This is a genomic window from Mesorhizobium sp. M4A.F.Ca.ET.050.02.1.1, assembly GCF_003997725.1.
Classification (GTDB): domain Bacteria; phylum Pseudomonadota; class Alphaproteobacteria; order Rhizobiales; family Rhizobiaceae; genus Mesorhizobium.
Window position 1 is genome coordinate 1 of the sequence record NZ_RZSG01001029.1, and the last position, 1,809, is coordinate 1,809.

Annotated in this window: 1 protein-coding gene and 1 pseudogene; both read left to right on the forward strand. The window is 63.6% G+C overall.

Features of this window, described 5'->3' with window-relative positions; genetic code table 11:
• The coding region (locus tag EOA33_RS34545) for an autotransporter assembly complex family protein (protein ID WP_145989479.1) at window positions 1-1,283 on the forward strand (1,283 nt) is incomplete at its 5' end.
• A pseudogene (locus EOA33_RS34550) lies at window positions 1,283-1,809 on the forward strand (hypothetical protein); the annotation flags it as partial. The gene EOA33_RS34545 and the pseudogene EOA33_RS34550, both read left to right, overlap by 1 nt.

Below are 1,809 nucleotides of genomic sequence, written 5' to 3' on the forward strand. Positions count from 1 at the left end.
GGATCACGGACCGCCAGATCATCGCCGAGCACGCCAGCTCGACGCTCGACGTGACGCTGACGGTCGCGGCCGGGCCGGTCGCCGGCTATGGCGACACCACGGTCGACGGAACCGAGAAGGTCGACCGCGACTTCACCGAATACATGACTGGGCTGAAGCGCGGCCGCCAATATTCGCCCGACGAGATCGACGACGCGCGCGACCGGCTGCTCGGACTGGAGGTGTTCAACAGCGTGACGATGAAGGAAGGCGAAAGCCTCGACACCGAGGGCAACATCCCGATCAACGTCCAGGTCAGCGAGCGCAAGCCGCGCTATTTCGGCATCGGCGGCACCGTCTCCAACACGGAAGGGCTGGGCCTGGAAGGCTATTGGGGCCACCGCAACCTGTTCGGGCGCGCCGAAAAGCTGCGTATCGAGGGTGCCATCAGCGGCATCGGCAGCAACGATCTGGGCGAACTCAACTACAATGCCGGCATCATGTTCGAGAAACCGGGCGTGATTGGGCCGTCCTCGAAATTCTTCACCGGCATCAAGACCGTATTCGAGCATCCCGACGCCTATGACCATTTCTCGGTCAAGGGCAACATGGGCGTCTCCTATGATCTGGACAAGAAGCAGAGGGTTTCGGCGGAATTCGCCCTCGACTATTCGAGGATCACCGACGCGTTCGGCAAGCACACCTACCTGATCGCCAGCGTACCCTTGCAATATGTCTATGACGCCAGGGACAACCGGCTTAATCCGACAAGAGGTTTCAGGGTGCTGGCCTATGCCGAGCCGAGCTACGACATACTGAACGGCGCGACGTTCCTCAAGCTGAAGGGCGAAGGGTCGGCTTACCAGTCGCTGGACACAGCTTCCAAATTCGTGCTCGCCGAGCGCGCCAGCATCGGCTCCATCGTCGGCACCGGCCTGCAGAGCGTTCCGGCCGACCGGCGCTTCTATTCGGGCGGCGGCGGCTCGGTGCGGGGCTATGCCTATCAGGGCATCGGCCCGAAGGACATCGACGGACAGCCGATCGGCGGGCTTTCCTTCTTCGAGACTTCGGTCGAGATGCGCATCGCCATCACCGACACGATCGGCATCGTGCCGTTCGTCGATGCCGGCACCGTTTCGACGAAGTCGTTTCCGGACTTTGCCGATATGAAGGTCGGCGCCGGCGTCGGCGTGCGCTATCTTACACCGTTCGGGCCGCTGCGTGTCGATGCGGCGGTGCCGCTCAATCGCGGGCCGGGCGACCCGCGTTTCGGCATCTATGCCGGCATTGGTCAGGCCTTCTGATGAAGACGTTCTGGCGCATACTTCGCATTTTTCTCTACACGCTGCTCATCGTGGTGGCGGCGGCGGTCGGCGCGCTGGTCGTGCTGACCAAGACCGAGAGCGGGCGCGACAATCTCGCCGGCATGATCTCGAACCTGGCGTCGAGTGATGAGCGCAAGGTCACCGTCAGCGGCATCGACGGCATCTGGTCCGGCGCGCTCAGGCTCGACCATATCGTGGTGGAAGACCGCGGCGGACCTTGGCTGGTGGCACGCAAGGTGGCTCTCGACTGGTCGCCGCTGGCGCTTCTGTCGAAGAACTTCAGCGCCGACCACCTTGCTGCCGAGCGGATCGAACTGGCGCGGCTGCCGTTGGCGAGCAATCAGCCGGCGGAGAGCGGCACGACATCGCTGCCGGTTTCGATCGACGTGAAGCAGGTAGACCTGCCGGAGATCGCGCTGGGCGAGGCGCTGGCCGGCAGCGGCATTGCCGAACTTGCTGCAAAGGGATTCGTCAAGGCCGAAGCCGCGCCGCTCTCGGTCGATAC